The following is an 18718-nucleotide window of genomic DNA, read 5'->3' as shown; positions in this document are numbered from 1 at the left end:
GAGCAGAAGCAGCATTCGTATCAGATTGGTTGTCATGGGACGGTATAAACTCTTATGTTATCAAAAACAAGCCGCAGCGTAATTGCACATAGCAACTACACTGCGGCTTGTTGTGGGAACCCATATGTTTCTTTACATAAACCGTCGCTGCACCTTTTTGCCGTCATAGGTGAACAGGGCGTTTTTGTCTTCCACAACGGTCTGTAGATGCACGGTGCGGCCCCAGAGGGCATAGATATGCGGGAGCGTGCGCTCCAGATATTTCAGATCCAGCTCAATGCTTTCGTAGCGGTGGGCAATCAAGAGTTCGCCGTTCCGCTCATAATCGGCATCTTGGATGACGAGGTACGGGGAGCCGCCGTTCACCCGGGCCAGCACCAACTGGTCGCGCACATTCTCCCATGCCTTATCGGTGATTTTCCACTCCGGGCCTTTTTTCTCGAATACATAGAGGTCCAGGTCGTTCACCAGTTCCTTTGAGAGATAGCTGCGGATGAACGAAATGTCGGAATCCAGCTCGCGCACCTCGAACATTTTGTCCCGGTCCCAGCGGCGTTCGATATCCTCGAAGATTTTCAGCCCCAGATAGTAAGGATTCAGGCTCTGGCGGGAGGGCTGGACCACCGATGAATTCAGCTTGGCGTATTCGACAGTCTCTTCGGCAGTCAGGTCCAGCTCGCGCATGATCCGCTGATGCCAGTAGGAGGCCCAGCCTTCATTCATGATCTTAGTCTCCATCTGCGGCCAGAAATAGAGCATCTCGTCATGCAGCATCGTCATGATGTCGCGCTGCCAGTCCTCCAGAGCGGTGGAGTATTGCTGGATGAACCAGACGATGTCCTTTTCCGGCTCCGGGGGGAAAGTGCGTTTGCCAGCGGTTTCCGGCACTGGCGGGACGTCATCACTCTTTTCCAAGTCCCACAGCTCACTGTAAGCATTAGCCGGTCCAGGCCCGCCGGGAGGGGCGTCCTTGCGCTCCTTCATCTTGGCTTCGAGCAGATGGGTCTTGCCCAGCTTGCGCGGTTGGATCAGGCTGGGATCGATATGCTCCTGGATCGCCAGCACGGAATCAATGAAGCTTTCTACAGTGTCTGTGCCATAAGTGACGGAATAATCATTGATGCGGTCGGCGGTGGCCGCCATGCTCTCGACCATATCCCGGTTGGACATGGAGAAGCGCATATTGTTCTTGAAGAAATCGCAGTGCGCCAGCACATGCGCGACGATAAGCTTATTCTGGACCAGGGAGTTGCCGTCAAGCAGAAAGGCATAACAGGGGTTAGAGTTAATGACCAGCTCATAAATTTTGCTCAGGCCGAAATCGTATTGAGCCTTCATTTTATGAAAGGTTTTGCCAAAGCTCCAGTGCCCGAACCGGGTAGGCATCCCGTACGCACCGAAGGTGTAAATAATATCCGCCGGACATATCTCATAACGCATCGGATAAAAATCGAGCCCGAACCCGGAAGCAATCTCCGTAATCTCGGCAATCGACCTCTCCAGCGCTTTAATCTCATCATCACCGGGCATGCATCCATCTCTCCTTCCAGCTTGTGAACCGTTCTTCCTATGTATATGGGGGGAGGGGAGGGAGTATGATGGGCAGGCCCAGCCTAAATATCCATTACTCTGCTTCTGTGTAAAATAGTTTAAGCAGCATATTCTGCGGATAATTTCCAAAGTGCTCCCCGAAGATGGTAAGTCCGCCTTTGTTCTTAGAATTCCCGTCAATACCAATTTTCAGCTTGATGAAGGGGGAATCTTCGATCTTTAAATGGGCGAGTGTAACCGATGATATTTTTTGACCGTCTATTCCCGTATCTTTCTTGGTGACTCTTAAATGCTTCAAAAGGCCATACTGGCTTAGTTCGTTATCCCACCAGTTTGGAGTTAATTTCCCACGCACATCGGAGAAGTTTCCCGGAGCCGTCCAGGTGCCTAAAAAAACATCGTTGATATAAAAAGCAATATCGCTGGGCCAATTATTGTTGGAGCCAGGAAACTCTGAAGAGAGCTCTAAGGATAACTCTAATAATTCTGCAGTGAAATTATGGTTGAAATCATTCGGAATCATATATTCAACGAAGCCTTCGGCAAACCAAAGTAAGGATGCATCGATCCGGTCATTGGAGACGAAGGTCCGTTGATCATCTAACTTGCCGATAATTTTAGCCTGGCTGGCTAATCCGCAGGTAGGGGTGACTGAGAAATTAGAATAGTATCCCAGCTTGATTTCATTCGTAATGACTTTAAAAGGAAGATGGAGCTTTTGCGGTAAGTTGAGGGCAACATGATCTACCGCAACAATGAAATTCTTCTTTCGGCTGTCGGCAGCCTCCATGTTGTCCTGGAGCTTGATGAGCTTGGCGTCCTCCAGTAACCGGATATGGCGTGACACGATAGCTTTGCTTAAGTTTAGTTTTACTGCCAGCTCACTGACAGTAAGCGGTGTATGTAACAATAGTCTGAGAATCGAAGCTCTGGTGTCCGATGCCAGTGCTTTCAGAACAGAAATACCATGATCGTCGAGTTCTAAGAACATAATTATACCTCCTTGTCATATCTGTGGCTTCCGCCGATTGTTGAATAGTATAACATATTGTTAACTTTTTAGTTAACAATAATAACTCTGTTAAAGCGGTGATTTTATTTTGTATACCACAAAGTTGAAAATCAAAGATAACGCTGATATAAGCTTGAAAGAACGCTTTCATCATGGTAGTATTTGCTTGCCCGCGAGGAAGGTTTACTGTGAAAACCACAAAAAGTTAACTTTTATTGTTGTAGACTACTAAGATGGGAGCTGAAGCTAAATGACACACAGGATGGAATATCCGCGTCCGCAGTTCGTCAGAGACGCATGGCTTAACTTGAATGGAACGTGGCAATTTGAGTTTGATGACAGGAATGAGGGAGCCGCACAGCGGTGGTTTGATCCAGGTGAGAGCTTCAGCCAGACCATTCAGGTTCCCTTTGCTTTTCAGACCCCTGCCAGCGGAATACATGATACCACTTTTCACGACTATGTCTGGTATAAACGCAATTTCACACTTGATCCGGACTGGTATCAGAAGCGGGTGATATTACATTTTGGAGCGGTAGATTATAGAGCTTGGGTGTATGTGAATGGTCAATATATCGGGATGCATGAGGGCGGACACACTTCATTTTCGTTTGATATTACCCATGCCTTAACCGGACAAGAGGAACAGGTAACGGTTCACGTGGAGGACCCATCAACAGACGAGACCATACCCCGGGGCAAACAGTTCTGGATCGAGCAGCCGGAAAGCATCTGGTATACGCGCACGAGCGGGATTTGGCAGACTGTGTGGCTGGAGGCGGTAAACCCTGTGCATATTCAGCAGGTGAAGTTTACGCCGGATTTGGATCAAGGGAGTGTTGGGATAGAGGTTAAATCGGAGGGACATGGATCAGAAGAATTAGATTTGGAACTTCGTATTTCTTTTGGCGGAGTACCTGTTATTCAGGACCGTGTACGATTATTACAGCCTATAACACGCAGAATGGTAGATCTGTTTGGTCTGAAAATATTCCGCACCAACTTCCATCGGGCCGGCTGGACATGGAGCCCGGAAGCTCCTAATTTGTTCGATGTGGAAATGAAGCTGTACGATCACGGGGTTGAGGTGGACTCGATTCAATCGTATTTTGGCATGCGGAAGGTTCATACAGAGAATGGTATGGTCTACCTGAATAACAAACCGTATTACCAGAAGCTTGTACTGGACCAGGGGTATTGGCAGGAAGGATTGCTTACAGCGCCAACGGATGAGCATCTGAAGAAGGATATTGAGTTAGCCAAAGAATTAGGATTCAACGGTTGCCGTAAGCATCAGAAGGTCGAGGACCCGCGGTTTTTATACTGGGCTGACCGGATAGGGTTCCTGGTATGGGGAGAATGTGCGGCGAACGCCTCTTACAATAATGATGCTGTAGCCCGGTTAACCAAAGAATGGATTGAGATTATTGACCGTGACTTCAATCATCCCTCGATTGTAGCCTGGGTCCCGCTTAACGAAAGCTGGGGCATTCCGATGGTGAAATCGGATAAGCAGCAGCAGTATCACAGCGTAGCCATGTATAGTCTTATTCATTCATTGGATAATACCCGGTTAGTCATATCGAATGACGGATGGGAAATGACGTTGACTGACATCTGTGCGGTACACAATTATCAGCATGGTAGAGCAGATGAGCCCGATAAGTATGAAGAGTTCAAGCGGATTCTTTCTACCAAAGATACCATGCTTGCTTCCAAGCCATCAGCCCGAAGTGTATATGCAGACGGATATGAGCATCGGGGCGAGCCCATTTTGTTAACTGAATTCGGTGGTATTAGCTATAAAGCTGGCGCTGACGACGGCTGGGGATATACCAGTGCACAATCTGCAGAGGATCTTGTTCAGGAATACGGAAGAATCATGAAGGCGGTATACGCGTCCAAGATTATTTATGGATATTGTTATACGCAGTTAACGGATGTGGAGCAGGAGATTAATGGCCTGTTGGCCTATGACCGGACACCTAAATGCGATCTGGCATTAATTAAAGAAATTAACGATCAGTGGCATCTGCGGACCATTTAAGCGGACCTAAGGAATAATAAGGAGCTGATAATCGATGACAAATGAAATATTGCTTGAGAAGATCGGGCTGGTAGTAGACAGACTAATGAATCTGGGCGGCAGCGACTATGAAAAGGATAAAACCGTGGTTCAGGCCGATACCAGAGTAGGGATTGTGCAGCGTGATTTCGGCATTGAAGAATGGGATTGGCCTCAGGGCGTAGGCCTTTATGGTCTGTACAAGCTGCAAAAGTATTATGGCGATACGCGTTACATGGAATTTTTCCGGAATTGGGTTTCCCGTAATCTGGAGGTGGGACTCCCTTCCAAAAACATTAATACGACCGCTCCTTATTTGCCTCTGGTGCTGCTCCTGGATCAGCTTGAGCCTTCCAGCGAACTGGAAGAGCTATGCCGGGAGCATGCGGATTGGCTCATTCATGAGCTGCCCAAAACGAAGGAAGGCGGCTTTCAGCATACGGTCACTGCCATTGGCAACCGGGATGGAATCCACCTGCACAATGGACAGTTATGGATTGATACGCTCTTCATGGCGGTTCTGTTCCTGAACCAGGCGGGACGCAAGTTTAACCGGCCGGAGTGGGTACACGAAGCTGAACACCAGATTCTGCTCCATATCAAATATCTGTTCGACAAACATACCGGCCTGTTCTTCCACGGCTGGAGCTTCGAGCGCAATGATAATTTCGGCAGCATCTTCTGGTGCCGCGGCAATTCCTGGTTCACCTATGGTATCGTCGATTACCTGGAAGCCTGCCAGGATTCGATTAGTCCGGGGTTGCGCCGGTTTCTGATTGATACGTATACGGCTCAGGTCAATGCTCTGGTATCCCTCCAGGCAGCTTCCGGTCTCTGGCATACCGTCCTGCAGGACCCATCCAGCTATGAAGAGGTATCCGGGTCAGCCGCCATTGCCGCAGGGATTATCAAAGGCATTAAGGCCGGTATTCTGGATTCCTCCTATCAGGCTGCGGCAGATAAGGCCATTCAGTCGGTATGTCAAAATATTAGCGGAGACGGAACCGTGCTGAATGTGTCGGCCGGAACCGGTATGGGGATGGATAAGGAGCATTACAAGAACATTGCCCTCCGACCTATGGCGTACGGACAGTCCTTGGCTCTTATTGCTTTATATGAAGCGTTAAACTAAACGGCAAAAAGCCTAATCCTTGAGCAAAGGATTAGGCTTTTTTTACAATAAACTATGTTAAGATTACGTTAATTAACACTTGGATATCGACGAACGGGGAGGGATAAGTAATGACAGACTTTACAGTGATTCGAGACCTGTTCCATATTACGGAACCGTGCGGATTTGATAATGAATCGTTAACGCCGTGGATGGAACGCTACGGGCATATTCCACAGGTGTTGCGGGCGTATTATACGGAGCTTGGGGCCCACTCTGCATTGAACGCGACTCAGGATTTTCTGGTTCAGCCTCACAATTTTCCGCGTTATATGGAAGAAGATTACTGCATCTTTTATACCGAAAATCAAGAAGCCTGCGTGTGGGGAATCCGTGCAGCGGATATGAAGCTTGATAATCCTCCCGTCTATGTGCGCAGCGGAGCCGAATGGGAGCGCCTGCGTTCGTCTGTTAAGGAATTTTTGCTGGCCATGGCCCATTTGCAGGCAGTGCTGGCGATGGAGTATAGCAGCGAAGAATATTGGGATATCGATGAGGCTGTTGCGGAGCGAATTGAGCAGAACTTTCCATCCCGCCAAGCCGATTCAGATTTGTACACGGGCGTACGTTTTTTTGGCCGGCCGGGTGAATTGATTATGATTATGAACAACAACGGTGCCCATCTGCTAATGTTCGCGGCCGAAGACGAGGAACGCCTTGATGAATTGTACAACCTCTTTGAGCAGTGGACGGATCAATAGCTCCTTCAGCGTCAAAAGGGCCTGACCGCAGTCAGGCCCCGCTCAATATCCATCAAACAGTTTGCATTTTATTTGAACTGGAACCAGGTTGAATTTGCAACTGTGGTTGAATCGGACTTCACAAAAGTAACATATACCGTATGGGTTCCTACAGCGGTTCCAGCATTAAGCGAGATATTCTTAACTGACCATGTTTGCCATCCATACTTGTTTTAGCTGTATTACCGAAGTCTACATTTTAAATGCTATAGCCTTCCGCTTCAAATTTCAATGTATTAAATTTAGTCCGCTCCCTTAACCGTACACCCGCACCTCAATAATCTCCGCATACTGGCTTCCGTTAGTTGACTCAATCACCACGCGCAGGCGGCCAGTTGTCACAGCTTCGTTCAGCGTGTGTACCCGCTTGCGCTTGTGGTTGTCACGTTCCCCGGCAACTGTGGTCCATTTACCATCCAGGTAAGCTTCAATACGATACTCCTTAACGAGCGTTGGCAGGATTTCGTAAGGCGTAATATGATGATGCAGGTTGATCAGATCCTCGTTGACATCGTCGTTGAAGGTAACGTGAACCTCGCGCAGAGTTACCGGCTCGTTCCAGGCCAGCTCCAGCCATTCCGGCTGACCGGAGGCCATCGGGTCAGAGGACCACAAGTGCGGGCCTCCGTAGGGGCGGAGGTAGCCGTCGATGACTTTATCCGCAGCGAAGGCGCTCGTTGTCCCGGACAGGCGAAGGCATGGGGCTTTGTGATCGAATTTCTTTTTGTCCCACTGCACTACGGGCTGTGCAGGCGGATTCTCGCCGAAATCCTGCGAGGCTGCGGGGGTGTCACTATGCCCGTAGGCGAGCATTCCTGAAGCTTGCTCATCCGCCATATGCAGCGACAGTGCAGGATTGGCCTTCAAGATCAGGAACGCGTTGCGCGGTGACTCTGGCTTCCATTGCAGCGGAAGCTTCACCCACTGCACGGGTCCAGCCTGAACGGGAGTTGATGCAAATTGAACCAGCGTATGGGGAACATAATTCTCCGGCCGTTCGGTCTCCCATAGCTCGACGGTCAGCTCTGCGGCTTCGGCCGCATCGATCAGCAGCTCAATTCCGTCCAGCCCCGGATCGACCGCAACGGTGATGCCGATGTTCGCTGTGAGCGGGACGCTGAATGAGGATTGCTCCACGCCGAACCGGCTCCGCTCGCTGGACGCGCTGAGCGCAGCCTTCAGCGCCAGATCGGCATCATCCTCGTTGCGTAGCCCGAGGACGGAAGCATCCTGGCGCAGCATCGTCTGCTGCAGCTCGTTCAGGTGGGCCGCATGCAGTTCGCGCGGCGAGATTCCCTTGGCGGCGCAGAGTGCCGCGCCGATACCGGCGGCCTCGCCGATGACCGCGCAGGTAGCCATGACGCGGGTCGTGCCGAACGCGACATGCGAGGCGCTGATGTCGCGGCCGGCCATCAGCAGATTGTTCACGTTCACCGAATACAGCGAACGGAACGGGATGTGATAGCTACCGTCCGAATACATATGCTTCGAGCCTGACTCTGTAGCGTACACTCCCTGCGGCGGATGCAGGTCAATGGACCAGCCGCCGAACGCAACGCGGTCCGGGAATTCGCGCTGGGCCAGGATATCATTCTGATTCAGGACATAATCGCCAATGAACCGGCGGTACTCCCGCTTGCCCGGAGTCGAGCCGACCCATTCCAGCGTCATGTTGTCCGCGTCGAATTTGCCGGAGTTCTTAATATAGTCCCAGATCCCGTAGATCACAGACCACAGCTCGTCGCGGATGGCCTCATTGTCATGAACAGTGTCCTGCTCGCCGCCGAATTCGATCCACCAGTAGGCGCAGCCGTTGTCGCCGCTGCGGATGATGCGGCGCTCGGCAATAGAGGTTTGTGTAATATCCTTTGCCATGGCTGGAGCGATAAATTTGACCGGATGACCTGCGTCCTTGGTATAGAAGAGCAGTGTGCTGCCGAGCGTAATATCATCTGCGATTAACGGTGCCCATTCCTCATTATATTCTTCGCGTGCTTCACGGCCCAGCCGGTACTCTGCCCCTGCCAGGAAGCCTACCAGGCCGTCCCCCGTACAGTCCAGAAAGACCGCGCTTTCAAAAGTAATTCTCCGCTCCGACCCCATCATCCACCCGGTCACGGACCGGATGCTCCGCTGGCCGCTGCCATCCTCGGTAGTATCGACCTCATGTACATCCGTGTTCAGAAACAGCTGAATGTTCGGCTCGGCCTTAACCGCTTCAAGCACAACCATATCCCAGAGATACGGATTGCCGTCTTTGTTGCGGTACTGGTTCTCCACAAACAGCTCGCCCATAATCCCCGTTTCACGGGCATACCGGTGAATGCCGTGCGAGGTTGCACCGCATACCCATACCCGCACCTCACTGCTGGAGTTACCGCCGAGCACCGGACGGTTATTAATCAGCGCCACACGCTGGCCTAGACGGGCTGCCGCAATCGCCGCGCATACCCCTGCCAGTCCGCCGCCTACCACAGTTACATCCGTGTTGACCGTTTCACTACGCATTGTTGAACCTCTCCTTTGGTGTGTGTTAATATATCCGTAGTTTCATGATAGAATAATCAATAATCAAATGACATGCATATAATTTCTTGATTTATACACTTTATTTCATTGAATAATGCATCTGAGGGGAGTCAGAACATGCGCATGAATTGGTCGGTTCGTCCGGCAGCCCACATCTATTGGGAGCAGAAAAAACAGTTCCTGCTGGAGCACGACACCTACCCTGTGTGGACCTTATTTGCGGTGGAGCAGGGACAATTCGCTTACCGCTTCGGAGACCACGAAGGGGAAGGAGGGTCCGGGGACATCATTGTATGTCCGCCGGGGACAACCTTTTACCGGAGAACGCTTAGTCCGTTGACCTTTCATTTCATACAATTTGAATGGGAGGAAGAGGGGGGACCGGAGGACGCCGCAACGCTTGGAGGCAGATGGACTGTCAGGGATGTGGAGCGCCTGATGTCTACCTACCGCTATATGCGGAGTATCGGAAGAGGGATTCAGGAGGAACCGGGCTATAGCCGGATGAAGCATATGCTGGAGGATCTGTGGAGGCTGCTTGAAATCGAGCGCAGCAGTGCATCCGAGGAGCTGCGCTCTGGAGAGACAAGCCCGGGCCCGCTGATGCAACAGGCTAAGCAATGGCTGCTAGAGCATGCCTGTACACCTATGACCCTGCAGGAGCTGGCTGCTACCCTTGATATTACACCGGTACAATTAACGCGACGTTTCCGTGCAGCCTATGGGATGGCCCCTTCGGACTTCGTAACCGGACTCCGGCTCAGACGGGCCTGCCAGCTCTTGGAGGATTCCAGATTGCCCATTGAACTGATCGCCCAGCAGTGCGGTTACGAGAACGGCTTCTACCTGAGCCGGGTATTCACGGCGAAGCTGGGATTAACGCCATCCCGGTACCGTAAGCTGCACCGTGTGTAATGAATAACAATTGTATATTTCAGTATATTATACTAATATGTAATTAGTTATTTATCTAATTTGTTGTGAACTAAATGGTTTGTTCTGTAGAAAGGATTGAATTGTAATGAAAGAGGATGCTTCTGCCATCGCCGCAAGAAATATAATGGATGCTGATCAAGATAACACTTTTCCCACATTTGCGTATTCGGTATTAGATCGTTATATTGACGGGGACATCATCGTCGATAAGTCTTCGGCGCTGATCGGTACTTCTTCAGGCATTTATGCAGTGATGGGCGATGAGACAAATGATGATTTTGCACCCATGCTTATGCACGAATTCAAGCGCAGAGAGATGCTTAATCAGAGATTTACGTTATTTTCATCATCTGAACGATGGGATCGCAGAATCAATGAGCTTTTAGGGGCGAAGCTGCAGCGAATGCCGAGGTATTCTTTTACCTTCAATGAGCACCGTTTCATGCAATCGGGAAGAGCGGGTATACCGGATGGCTTCCGGCTGAACAGGACAAACAAGGAATCGCTTGAGGTGAATAGAGAGTTCGATGCAGCGTACATCCGGAAATACTGGGGATCGGTGGAGCGTTTTGCGGACAAGGGCTTCGGTTTCTTTGTTACAGAACACGATGTATTTGCTGGGGAAATTGTCTCTATATTCTCGTCTGAACAGTATGCTGAAATTGATATAGTGACGAATCCTTTGTTTAGGGGAAAGGGCGTGGCTCAATGTGTTGCCGAAGCTTTTATCCTGGAGAGCTTAGAACGTCAGATCACGCCAAGATGGGACTGTGACCTTCACAATACGGCCTCCATCCGATTGGCGCAGAAACTACATTTTGCCGCTCCAGAGACCTATTCGCTCTATGTGAGGAAGTAGGGCCGAATCATTGTAGTAATATATGGGTATGTAGATGGAATAGGGAGGGGAATTGTATGCTTAAGCACAGATTTAGATTATTCTTACTGGTCTCAGTATTCTTGTTGTTTGTAGCAGGCTGCGGCCCTACGAAAGCAGATGTCATTGATCAGCTGGTGTCCAAGGAAGAGAACGTACTTCACATGCATATATTCTCCAATTCACGGGATTGGGATAATGAAGTAAATGAGGTACATAATTCCGAGCCTGCGCTCGTGGAGCATATCCCTCATGTAACTGTGCATACAGAGGAGAAGAAGCTGAAGTGGCTGGAGGCACTGGGACTGGAAGCAAAACGGCCCGTAATTGTGATTTTTGATCATGAACAAATGGTCTATCACACAAGTGATCCTGAACAGCTGAGAGAGTATGCTAAAACACTTGATTAATGCAATCTAATTCAGTCTGATTCATTCATTCCAGTAAGCCGTTGCCAGAGTGAATTCTGCTTCGATAGTACAGCGACAGCCAGAGACGTTATCCGACCTCTGCTGTCGCTGTTTCTGTTTGCAGGACAAGAAAGTATAAAAAACAAGAAAAAGAACATAGAAAGCGCAAGAAAATTAAACTTATCCGAACTATAATGGGTTATGCTTACCTATCGTTGATTGAGTATTCGTACCTATTGCCCGTGTGAAGGAGGACTTCCGAATTTGAGAACATTCCGTAATCCGGTGCTGCCGGGCTTCTACCCTGATCCTTCGGCCATCCGTGTAGGAGAGGACTATTATCTGGTTACTTCAAGCTTTGAATTCTACCCCGGGGTTCCGGTCTTTCACAGCAGGGACCTTGTCCACTGGCGTCAGCTGGGCCATGTGCTGGACCGTCCGTCCCAGCTCAATCTGGACGGAATTCTCCCGTCGAGAGGGATTTGGGCACCGACTCTCCGGTACCATCAAGGTCTCTTTTATATGATCACGACATTTGTTGATAATCACAAGCAGCCGCATAATTTCTATGTAACCACAGCTGATCCGGCGGGAGACTGGTCAGATCCGGTCTGGCTGGAGGATGCGCCCGGCATTGATCCTTCCCTGTTCTTCGATAAGGACGGCAAGGTCTACTACACTGGTAACCGGGTGCCTCCCGGGGGCCAGGATTATCCGAAGCATATGGACATCTGGCTGCAGGAGATTGATCTGGCGCAGGGCAGGCTTACCGGCCCGAAGCACAGTCTCTGGCAAGGTGCGCTGAAGACTGCGCATGCCCAGGAAGGGCCGCATCTGTATTCCATAGGAGGATGGTATTATCTGCTGATCGCTGAGGGCGGCACCGGCCATACCCATGCGGTAACGGTTGCCAGAAGCCGGAACGTGACGGGGCCTTATGAGGGGCACCGGGCCAACCCGATCCTGACCCACCGCCATCTCGGCAGGGAGTACCCGATCGTGAATACGGGTCACGGGGAACTTGTCGAGACGCAGCATGGGCAGTGGTGGATGCTCTGCCTGGCCTCCCGGACCTGCGGGGGATATTACCGCAACCTGGGCCGGGAGACCTTCCTGGCTCCGGTCAAGTGGGAGGACGAATGGCCGGTAGTGAATCCCGGCAAGGGCGTACTGGAGCTTGAGGGGCCAGCGCCGGATCTGCCGGTGACGCAGTGGCCGCTGCTGCCGGTGCGTGATGATTTTGCTGACGGGGAGCTTAGCCCCGTCTGGAACTTCCTGCGCACGCCGCGCGGTGAATTCTGGAGCCTCAGCGAGCATCCGGGACATCTGCGGCTGCGGCTGAAGCCGGAGGTGCTTGCAGAGACCGGCAATCCGGCTTATATCGGAAGACGGCAGCAGCATCTCAGCTTCAGAGCCGCAGCGGAGATGCGCTTCCAGCCGGAGGCCGCAGGCGAGAGCGCCGGACTGGCCCTGATCCAGAATGCGGACAACCACTTCCGCTATGAACGGGCGCTGGAGGACGGCAGGCAGCTGCTGAAGCTGACCGTGCGCAGCAGAGGAGCTGAGCAATTGCTGGCCTCTGCGCCTTATCCGCTGGATACCGTACAGCTTAAGGTAGAAGCCAGGGGGCAGGATTACAGCTTTTATTATAGAGCTTCAGGATCAGACACCTGGACCGCACTGCATGAAAAGGCTGACGGCCGGGTGCTGAGCACGGATTGGGCCGGAGGTTTTACAGGGGCCTATATCGGAATGTATGCCAGTGCGGGCGGAGCACAGAGCAGCAATGTTGCGGATTACGGCTGGTTCAGCTATGAAGAGCTTGAATAGATCTTGATTAGACAGAGATGGAGGAATACGATGAATAATAAATATGATTCCGAAGTTTATCCAATCCCGGAGCTGCCGCAGATTCCACAGCGGACCTTCCGTATTACAGACTATGGGGCAGAAGCTGAAGGGCTGCTCTGTACATCTGCTATACAGGATACCCTGGATGCCTGCGCAGCTGCGGGAGGAGGAACGGTGATCATCCCGCCTGGAATCTGGCGTACCGGGCCGCTGACGCTGCACAGCCGGATCAATCTGTGTGCCGAGCGGGGGGCACTGGTATGCTTTGAACCCGACTATTCGAGGTATCCCCTGCTGTTCTCCCATTACGAAGGGACTGCCGGCTGGCGGTGCCAGGCTCCGCTGGACGGTGAGGATCTGAGCGATGTAGCCATTACCGGTGAAGGCATCTTCGATGGCAGCGGTGAGGCCTGGCGTCCGGTGAAGCGCTTCAAGCGGACGGAACTGGAGTGGAATAGCCTGCTTGCCTCTAGGGGGGCCTTGGATGAACAGGGTGAGATCTGGTGGCCTTCCAAGGAAGCGCTTACGGGAGAAGCTTATGTTCTGAAGCTGAAGGACAACGGCGAGACAGCAATGGAAGCCTACCTTCCTGCTCGGGCGTATCTGCGACCAGCGCTGCTGAGCCTGCGGAATTGCCGCAGAGTGCTGCTGGAGGGGCCGACCTTTCAGAATTCTCCTGCCTGGTGTCTGCACCCCATGGGCTGTGAGCAGGTTACAATCAGACATATTCAAGTGCGCAATCCATGGTACTCCCAGAACGGGGACGGGCTGGATCTGGAGTCCTGTACACATGCGCTGGTCGAGCACTGCGGGTTCGATGTAGGCGACGATGCCATCTGTCTGAAATCGGGCAAGGATGAGGAGGGCCGCCGGGCAGGAAGAGCTTGCCGGTACATTACGATACGTCATTGTACGGTCTATCACGGGCATGGCGGGGTAGTGATCGGCAGTGAAATGTCGGGCGGTGTACATGCGGTCCGGGTGAACGACTGCGTGTTCATGGGTACGGACATCGGGCTGCGCTTCAAGAGTACCCGGGGAAGAGGCGGCGTAGTAGAGGATATCCTGGTGGAAAATATACAGATGTCAGGCATCGTCCATGAAGCGGTCTCCTTCCACCTGTTCTATGCCGGGGTTGAGGGGTCTGAGGGCTATGACGAGCAGGAGGTTCCGGTCACTGAGGAAACTCCGCAGTTCCGTAACATTACACTACGGAATATGGCCTGCCACGGGGCGGCAACCGCGCTGCTGGTGAACGGGCTGCCGGAAATGCCGCTTGCTGCGCTTACGGTGGAGAACTTCACCGCCATAAGCAAGCGGGGAATCATCCTGCGCCATGCCGCAGGTCTGAAGCTGGACCGGATCAGGCTGCAGACGCAGGAGGAGCCGCAGGTACAGATGCATAAGTGCAGTGATGTTGAGCTTGTCCGTTCAGGAGAGCTGGCCATCACAGAGCATTAAGCAGAGGTACGGGGCGGAACGGATACTACCCTCCAGACTCCGGTGCAGGCAGTGCCCCCGCTTCCTTGCGGTACTGGAGCGGGGTCAGGCCGGTTGATTTCTTGAAAGTTTTATTGAAATGGGACAGATGCTCGAAGCCGACTGCCCCTGCAATCTCCTGGATTCTGGCGGGGGTACCGGCCAGCAGGCGCTGGGCCTCGCGGACCCGGATATGGACGATATATTCCCGGAAATGAAAGCCGGTCAGGCGATGAAATACCCGGCTCAAATAGGACGGACTGATGAAAAAGTCCTTGGCGGTCTCTTCCAGCGTAAGCGCTTCCCGGTAATGGGCACGGATATAGGTGGCGACATCGGTTACCAGATGGTGCAGCGGATGGCGGGTCCCGCCGGACTGGGCCGTGCTCTCCGAACGCTGGAGCAGAATCATCAGCTCAGTCAATAGCGCGGTGACACAGGCTTCGTACAAGGGCCGCCGGAGGCGGGATTCCTCCAGCATGCGGTTCAGCAGGGACTCCGCTTCATTCTGCTCGCGCAGGGTCAGCCTGAACAAGCGGTAGCGGCGGCTCTGGAACCACTGCTGCTCGTCCCTCAGCACCGGGGGCAGCAACAGCGGGTCATAGTTGATCAGAATCCGCTCGAACTCAGCCTTCTCAGAGCTAGCCGTGGAATGGAGCTCGCGGCCGGGAATCAGAATCAGCTCGCCTTTGTGAACCGTAACCACCCGGTCGTCCACGAAATATACACGCTCCCCGTCCGTCAGATAATACAGCTCAGTCCATTCATGGCTGTGGGGGCGCGGCATGGCAGTGATGCCTTTGCGCTTCATATGCTGGATGCTGAAGCGTCCGTCTTCAAGATAATATTTGGGATTAGGGCCAGATACGCTGTTCATACATCTCCTCTTCTCCTGGAAGCTGTTACGGTTATTATAGAATACATTCAGGTTGCTGTGAAAGGAGCCGTTCAATGTTAATGATAGTCTCGAAGAATGCCGGAGAAGGATTCAGCAGTCTGCAGGAGGCGCTGGATTCCATTCCGCCGGGGGAGATGCAAGCCGTAACCATACGGATTAAGCCCGGGATCTATGAGGAAAAGGTTACGGTTGTCCGCGAAGCCCCGCCCATCCTGCTGCTGGGAGAGGATCAGCATTCCACCATTATCTCGTGGAATGATAATGCCCATACGCTCGGCGCGGACGGTGAACCGCTGCGTACCTTCCGCACCGGAACGCTTAATGTGTTCGCAGAAGGCTTCACTGCCGAGAATCTGACCATCCGCAACACCTCCGGCCCGGGAACAGGACAGGCGGTCGCGGCGTTCGTGGATGCCGGGCAGGCTGTGTTCCGGCGTGTACGTCTGTTAGGGGACCAGGATACTCTATATACCGGGCCGGGGCGGCAATATTATGATGATTGCTACATTGAGGGGGATGTGGATTATATTTTTGGCCCGGCCACCGCGTTGTTTGACCGCTGCCATCTCCATAACAAGCGCTCCAGAGGGTATATCACAGCGGCTTCAACGCCGGAGGGAGCCGCCTTCGGTTATGTGTTCCTGGATTGCCGGATTACCGGCGGCGAAGGGGTAAGTGAGGTCTATCTCGGACGCCCTTGGCGCCCTTACGCGCATGTCGCCTTCATCCGCACGGTAATGGACGGATCGGTGACCGGCGAAGGCTGGCATAACTGGGGGCAGCCGGACCGGGAGCAGTCCAGCCGCTATGAAGAGTACGGCAGCAGCGGCCCGGGCGCTTGCCCCGAAGGCCGGGTGGCGTGGTCTCGCCAGTTAACTGCGGAGGAAGCCGCACAGTACCGGATCCTGTCTGTGCTGGACGGCTGGCATCCCGAGGGCTATTAATCACTTGGACCGTGGTACACCCGGACCCAGGCATTCAGGATTGGAGGATTTCCCTGATGGAATCACTTGAACAATATATCAATCAACTAACGGCGTCTGCACCGCGCAGCTCTGCCTTCAGCGCAGACCTTCCATTCGGACAATGGCGGGCATCCCTTACCGCGAGGTTCATAGAGCGGCTGGGCGGATTCCCTGCTCAGAGGGCGGCACTTGAACCGGTACGGCTGGAGCGTACAGTCTGCAGCGGATATATCCGTGAACGTATAGAGATCACCACCTATGAAGGACTTAGAATGGCCCTGTATCTCCTGATCCCGGAAGAGCCGGCAGGCTCTCCCTGCCCGGCTGTGCTGGCTATTCACGGGCATGGCTACGGCAGCCGCGAGATTACCGGCTTGAACCCGGACGGGTCGGAGCGGACGGGGGACCCGGGACTGCATAAGGATTTTGCCGTCTCCCTGGTGAAGCAAGGCTTCGTCGTTGCGGCTCCCGAGGTACTCGGTTTCGGAGACAGGCGTCTGGCTGAGGATCTTGCCAGCGGCGAGCCCGGACGTAATTCCTGCTTCCGCCTGTCCGCGGCGCTGCTGATGACAGGGCAGACGATGGCAGGCTTCCGCATCTATGAGACGATGCGGGCGCTGGATTATCTGCAGCAGCGGGATGAGGTGGACGGTGAGCGGATCGGCATTATGGGCATCTCCGGCGGCGGGCTGGTGGCAGGCTTCACGGCTGCACTGGATGAACGGATCAGCAGTGCGGTGGTCAGCGGCTACGCCAATACGTTCCAAGACAGCATTCTCACGCGGAATCATTGTCTGGACAATTACATTCCGGGCATTCTGCTGGAAGCGGAGATGCCGGACCTGCTGGGCCTGATTGCACCGCGCGGGCTGTTCCTGGAGGCGGGGGATGCGGACCATTTGTTTGGTCCCGCCGCCGCGAGGCAAGCCTTGGACCGGCTTGAGCTGATTTATGCGGCAGAGGGCTATGGAGGGCGGCTTGCGGCGGATTTTTTCACAGGGGGTCATGAGATTCATGGGGAACCGGCGTATGCCTGGCTGCTTAAGCAGCTTGCCGGTCCGCAGGAGTAGGGTAACAGTTAGCGCAAATGACAGGAGGAATAGAGATGTCTATATCAGAAGCAGTAAGCACAGGCTTATCCCGCAGAATCGCGGATACCTTCATCGGTCAATGCAATGAACAAGGGGAACACGAGTATGTAATGGAGCGCTGGGCGTATGTCCCCGGTATGCTGCTGATGTCAGTGGCCCGGGCCGGGATGCAGCATAACGAGCCTGAGTACCTCTCGTTCATGCAGCGGCATATGGACAGCTTCATCGGGGAGGACGGAAGCATCCGCTCCTATTCGCTGGAGGAATATAACCTGGATCAGATCAATCAGGGCAAGAATCTGTTCTGGCTGTACCGTCAGACGGGTGAGCAGCGCTACGCGGAAGCCGCTCATCTGTTGGCAGCGCAGCTCATCGGACAGCCCCGGACCTCCGAAGGCGGCTTCTGGCATAAGAAAATATATCCCTTCCAGATGTGGCTGGACGGATTATACATGGCTTCGCCGTTCCTGGCCGAATACGGGGCAGTCTTCGGGCGCCCGGAGCTGATCGATGAAGCTGCCCGTCAGCTGCTGCTGATTGAGCGCCGAACCCGTGATCCCCGTACCGGCCTGTTCTATCACGGCTGGGATGAATCCCGGGAGCAGGAGTGGGCGGATTCCTCCACCGGATTGTCGGCCCATTTCTGGAGCCGGGCGATGGGCTGGTATGCGATGGCCGCCGTGGACTGCCTGGAGCACTTCCCGTTGACCCATCCGCAGCGCGGCACCATTATCGGAATCTTCCAGCGGATGTGCGGTGCACTGGTTGAGGTGCAGGATAAAGAGAGCGGCCTCTGGTATCAGGTGCTGGATCAGGCGGGACGTAAGGGCAACTACCTTGAAGCGACAGGCTCCTGCATGTTCGTCTATGCGATGGCCAAAGCCCTGCGGCTGCGCTATCTGGAGCCTTCCTTCAAGGCAGCGATGCTAAGCGGCTACCAGGGAATCCTTAAGCATCTGGTGACCGAAGATGAACAAGGCGTTCATCTGCACCAGATCTGTCACGGGGCAGGGCTCAGCAAGGACCGCAACGGCTCCTACGATTACTACATTTCCGAAGCGGTTGTATCAGATGTACCTATGGGGGTAGCACCGCTGCTGCTGGCTTCTCTTGAAGTGGAGAGGTATGTTGCCGGGCAATAGG

The 18718-nt window shown here is 53.3% G+C and carries 15 protein-coding genes; 11 read left to right on the top strand and 4 right to left on the bottom strand.

Translation table 11 applies throughout. From position 1 onward, the window contains the following. Positions 1 to 132 precede the first annotated feature (132 nt). Positions 133 to 1530, bottom strand: a complete 1398-nt coding sequence (locus MKY64_RS17875; RefSeq protein WP_340954766.1) for a SpoVR family protein — start codon at positions 1528 to 1530, stop codon at positions 133 to 135. A gap of 94 nt (positions 1531 to 1624) precedes the next feature. Continuing rightward, positions 1625 to 2542: an ArsR/SmtB family transcription factor gene (locus MKY64_RS17870; RefSeq protein ID WP_340954763.1), complete on the bottom strand. Its 918-nt coding sequence runs from the start codon at positions 2540 to 2542 to the stop codon at positions 1625 to 1627. Between the two features lie 271 nt (positions 2543 to 2813). Here MKY64_RS17870 and MKY64_RS17865 point away from each other — a divergent pair, with 271 nt between their 5' ends. From MKY64_RS17865 to MKY64_RS17855, 3 genes are all read left to right on the top strand, one after another. Next, positions 2814 to 4610: a glycoside hydrolase family 2 protein gene (locus tag MKY64_RS17865; protein ID WP_340954760.1), complete on the top strand. Its 1797-nt coding sequence runs from the start codon at positions 2814 to 2816 to the stop codon at positions 4608 to 4610. Positions 4611 to 4644: 34 nt separating this feature from the next. Next, the gene (locus tag MKY64_RS17860) at positions 4645 to 5760 is read left to right on the top strand and encodes a glycoside hydrolase family 88/105 protein (protein ID WP_340954757.1); all 1116 of its coding nucleotides are present in this window, start codon (positions 4645 to 4647) and stop codon (positions 5758 to 5760) included. Positions 5761 to 5870: 110 nt separating this feature from the next. Continuing rightward, complete coding sequence (locus tag MKY64_RS17855; protein WP_340954754.1) at positions 5871 to 6500, top strand: hypothetical protein; 630 nt, start codon at positions 5871 to 5873, stop codon at positions 6498 to 6500. 294 nt (positions 6501 to 6794) lie between these two features. Here the strand turns inward: MKY64_RS17855 and MKY64_RS17850 are convergent, their stop codons facing one another. Beyond that, a complete protein-coding gene (locus MKY64_RS17850) occupies positions 6795 to 9047 on the bottom strand; it encodes an FAD-dependent oxidoreductase (RefSeq protein ID WP_340954752.1) in 2253 nt (750 codons plus the stop codon). Positions 9048 to 9185: 138 nt separating this feature from the next. Between MKY64_RS17850 and MKY64_RS17845 the strand changes: the two genes are divergently transcribed. The 5 genes from MKY64_RS17845 to MKY64_RS17825 all read left to right on the top strand — a co-directional run bounded on the left by MKY64_RS17845 (position 9186) and on the right by MKY64_RS17825 (position 14603). Beyond that, positions 9186 to 9983, top strand: a complete 798-nt coding sequence (locus MKY64_RS17845; RefSeq protein WP_339255005.1) for an AraC family transcriptional regulator — start codon at positions 9186 to 9188, stop codon at positions 9981 to 9983. 106 nt (positions 9984 to 10089) lie between these two features. Beyond that, complete coding sequence (locus MKY64_RS17840; protein ID WP_340954750.1) at positions 10090 to 10863, top strand: GNAT family N-acetyltransferase; 774 nt, start codon at positions 10090 to 10092, stop codon at positions 10861 to 10863. 56 nt (positions 10864 to 10919) lie between these two features. After that, positions 10920 to 11291 (top strand): hypothetical protein, encoded by a 372-nt coding sequence (locus MKY64_RS17835; protein ID WP_340954749.1) that lies wholly within the window; start codon positions 10920 to 10922, stop codon positions 11289 to 11291. 264 nt (positions 11292 to 11555) lie between these two features. After that, positions 11556 to 13121 (top strand): glycoside hydrolase family 43 protein, encoded by a 1566-nt coding sequence (locus tag MKY64_RS17830; RefSeq protein WP_340954746.1) that lies wholly within the window; start codon positions 11556 to 11558, stop codon positions 13119 to 13121. A 30-nt stretch (positions 13122 to 13151) separates the two neighbouring features. Further along, on the top strand, positions 13152 to 14603 hold the full coding sequence (locus tag MKY64_RS17825) for a glycoside hydrolase family 28 protein (RefSeq protein ID WP_340954743.1): 1452 nt from the start codon (positions 13152 to 13154) through the stop codon (positions 14601 to 14603). Between the two features lie 25 nt (positions 14604 to 14628). On the opposite strand, the gene MKY64_RS17820 is transcribed toward MKY64_RS17825, so the two are convergent. Further along, positions 14629 to 15498, bottom strand: coding sequence for a helix-turn-helix domain-containing protein (locus MKY64_RS17820; protein ID WP_076079114.1), 870 nt, complete (start codon positions 15496 to 15498; stop codon positions 14629 to 14631). A gap of 74 nt (positions 15499 to 15572) precedes the next feature. On the opposite strand from MKY64_RS17820, the gene MKY64_RS17815 reads away from it, so the two are divergent. Genes MKY64_RS17815 through MKY64_RS17805 form a run of 3 tightly spaced genes read left to right on the top strand, consistent with a single transcriptional unit; the run spans position 15573 to position 18717 of the window. Then, positions 15573 to 16463 (top strand): pectinesterase family protein, encoded by an 891-nt coding sequence (locus MKY64_RS17815; protein ID WP_340954740.1) that lies wholly within the window; start codon positions 15573 to 15575, stop codon positions 16461 to 16463. A gap of 56 nt (positions 16464 to 16519) precedes the next feature. Next, a complete protein-coding gene (locus tag MKY64_RS17810) occupies positions 16520 to 17554 on the top strand; it encodes a dienelactone hydrolase family protein (RefSeq protein WP_339313330.1) in 1035 nt (344 codons plus the stop codon). Positions 17555 to 17589: 35 nt separating this feature from the next. Continuing rightward, positions 17590 to 18717, top strand: coding sequence for a glycoside hydrolase family 88/105 protein (locus tag MKY64_RS17805; protein WP_340954738.1), 1128 nt, complete (start codon positions 17590 to 17592; stop codon positions 18715 to 18717). Position 18718 lies beyond the last annotated feature (1 nt).

This window comes from Paenibacillus sp. FSL R7-0210 (genome assembly GCF_038009085.1).
Lineage (GTDB): Bacteria > Bacillota > Bacilli > Paenibacillales > Paenibacillaceae > Paenibacillus_AQ > Paenibacillus_AQ silagei.
This window is presented reverse-complemented; position numbering and strand designations above follow the sequence as displayed.